The following is a 2,765-nucleotide window of genomic DNA, read 5'->3' on the forward strand; positions in this document are numbered from 1 at the left end:
TTCATAATTTATAGCCAACTCATATCTATTATACTCCGCATTCCAGTGATAGGACTGTCTTACAGCTTCCTCCATATTTTCTGACCAATACTTTGCTTCAGATTTCTCTTTAGAAATAAGAAGAGCTAAGTCTGAAACGACTTGAGATTCGATATAGTTTTTAACTTCCTCTAACTCTGTATCTAAAGGTAAAATCTTATCTAAATCTAGATAGCCACCATCCAAAAGAATCAGTTTCTTCACTTCTTGAAATTCCGATGCAAGATAACGTGTCAAATCTCCTCCAAGAGAATGACCTATCAGACAGATAGATTCTTCCTCTACAATCTCATTTTTAAACCATGATTTCAATTCTGTTTCATCTCGAAGATGCTTTTCATATGGATTTAGAAAGTAAACCTGCGAATCTAGTTCTTGAAGAAAATCCTTGCTATGATAGACATTGCTTCCCAAACCGCCAATAAAATATATTTTCATTCTCTACTTAATACTATGCTTGTTCATCTTTTGTTCAAAGATAGTTGTGATAATCTGACGCAATTCTTCGCGTTCTTTTTCTGGAATCTCACCACTTGTTTGAGCTACAGCGTAGAGTTCAGGGTGTTCAATTGAAATGCGTTTTATAGTACGTGTCGTAGCATGTTTTCTGACGAAAAATGGGATTCGCTTAATCAAGTCTTGTGGTACTAGCGCAAGAATCTTCTCAGCAGTTTCCTTGTCACTAATCTTAGACGTCGTAAGCCCCTTCTTAATCATTTCCTGTTCTTTTTCTGTAAAATCTTTTAATTCCATTCGATTAGTCCTCCTATTTTCTCTAAGTTAAATTATATATCATTTATAGCAAGACGACAAATAGTCTGTTTGTAAAAAGCTCTCTATACTACAATTTTCCTGTCGCTCATAATTGATCTTTAATGAAAAATCACAAATCCTTTTGGAGAGATGACAAGCTGATTCTCTAATTCTTGGCAATTGCTTGCTAGTGCTACTGCTTCTTTCTCGACAATATAATCTTCTTTTGATTGGTTAAAGATAGCTTTAAGAATTTGTCCTTCATATTTCCACTCCAAGGCAACTACATCTTGTTTGATTTCTTGGAGGCTATACTTGCCATGCGAAATGATTTCTGACGCGTGTTTGCGAATCTTTATCAGCCTCTTCATAAAGTTCAGCATGTCATTATCACTTGATACGTGTTCCCAAGGCATACAACGACGACAATCTGGGTCTGGACCGCCAGTCAAGGAAAGCTCGGTTCCGTAGTAGATACATGGTGTTCCCTTTTGTAAAAAGAGAAAGGCTAGAGCTGATTTGACCAGTTGAACATCCTCATTAGCCGTCCACAAGATTCGTTCTGTATCATGCGAATCCAAGAGATTAAACATAACCTCTGAAATCTGCTGTTTGTAATACATAGATTGGCCATTGATTTCATCGATGAATTGGTCAGTCTTCTTAAGTCCTCGTAAGAAATACTCCTTGATACTATCAGATAAAAGATAATTCATGACCGCATGGAACTCATCTCCATTTAGCCAAGGCTGAGACGTATGCCAGACTTCTCCAAGGATATAAAGATCAGGCCTTTTAGCTAGAACTGCCTTGCGAAAATCCCTCCAAAACTGATGGTCAATCTCATTAGCCACATCCAAACGCCAAGCATCAATATCAAACTCTTCAATCCAATAAGTCGCAACCTTTAAAAGATAGTCCTTGACCTCTGGATTTGCTGTATTTAGCTTGGGCATATAGTCCTCAAAACCAAAAGCATGATAAGGCAACTCTCTCTTGTTGGCTAGCTTTTCAGTCGTCACTGGGAATTGTTGGATATGGAACCAATCTTTATAAGCAGACTGCTCACCATTTTTAACAACATCTTGCCATTGGGGCGATTGCGAACCAATATGGTTAAATACAGCATCCAGCATGACTTTCATGCCACGCTGATGCGCTTGCTCCACCAGTTCCCGAAAGGTCTCCTTGTCTCCAAAATGACGGTCAATTTCAAAGTAATCTGTCGTATTGTACTTGTGATTGCTTGTAGATTCAAAAATCGGACAAAGATAGAGACCAGTAATACCCAAGCCTTGAAAGTAATCCAGATGGTCAATAATCCCCTGTAAATCACCACCAAAGAAATCATCGCTCTTAGGTGTGACAGATGAATCCCAGTCTAAAGTCCCTTCTGGGTTTAATCGAGCATTTCCATTAGCAAATCTCTCAGGAAATATCTGATACCATACCGTATTTGAAACCCAATCAGGAACCTGGCATGCATCAATTTCATGAAGATAAGGCAACTTAAATCCGTTTCCAATGGCATGAAGATTTTCTAGAGAATTTTCCACACAACCTTTATCACCATACAAAATACTTTGACCTTCTGTATCCGTGAGTTCAAAGAGATACTGGATACGTGCAAAGTCAACTGACACTTCAACCTGCCAATAATCAAATAAGGCATCAGAAGTTATTTTGGACATTTCTTTTGTATCCTGATAAAACTCCTCCATAAAGATAAAAGGGTCCCCATAGTGCAAGTTGATGCTTTCAATGTCCCCTTTCTTAGTTCGAATCCGAATATGAAGCTTCTTATCCTTATAAAGATAGGCAAACTCCGACTCAGGCCTATGGTAAATAGCGCTTAATTCCATTAAATTGTCTCCTAAATTTTCAATCTATTTTTACGCAAACGTTTTCAAAATTAATAAACCCAGTATACTATTTTTGTAAACTATTTGCAAGGAATGTCCGTAGATTATAGT

At 37.6% G+C, this 2,765-nt stretch carries 3 protein-coding genes; all 3 read right to left on the reverse strand.

Annotated elements, in window-relative coordinates; all coding sequences use genetic code 11:
- Positions 1 to 477 (reverse strand): alpha/beta hydrolase (locus tag QZ359_RS07900; protein WP_293965317.1); only part of this gene is annotated, 477 nt, incomplete at its 3' end.
- Between the two features lie 3 nt (positions 478 to 480).
- A complete protein-coding gene (locus QZ359_RS07905) occupies positions 481 to 792 on the reverse strand; it encodes a hypothetical protein (protein ID WP_000420558.1) in 312 nt (103 codons plus the stop codon).
- 119 nt (positions 793 to 911) lie between these two features.
- Positions 912 to 2,654 carry a glycoside hydrolase family 13 protein gene (locus QZ359_RS07910; protein ID WP_261219591.1) on the reverse strand — a complete coding sequence of 581 codons (1,743 nt, stop codon included), beginning with the start codon at positions 2,652 to 2,654 and terminating at the stop codon, positions 912 to 914.
- Between the last annotated feature and the right edge of the window lie 111 nt (positions 2,655 to 2,765).

Source organism: Streptococcus sp. (genome assembly GCF_019414905.1).
GTDB lineage: Bacteria > Bacillota > Bacilli > Lactobacillales > Streptococcaceae > Streptococcus.

Bases quoted from the DNA above. Each gene is read 5' to 3' on its own strand.
- QZ359_RS07905 (WP_000420558.1), bottom strand. From the start codon at position 792: ATGGAATTAAAAGATTTTACAGAAAAAGAACAGGAAATGATTAAGAAG.
- QZ359_RS07910 (WP_261219591.1), bottom strand. From the start codon at position 2,654: ATGGAATTAAGCGCTATTTACCATAGGCCTGAGTCGGAGTTTGCCTAT.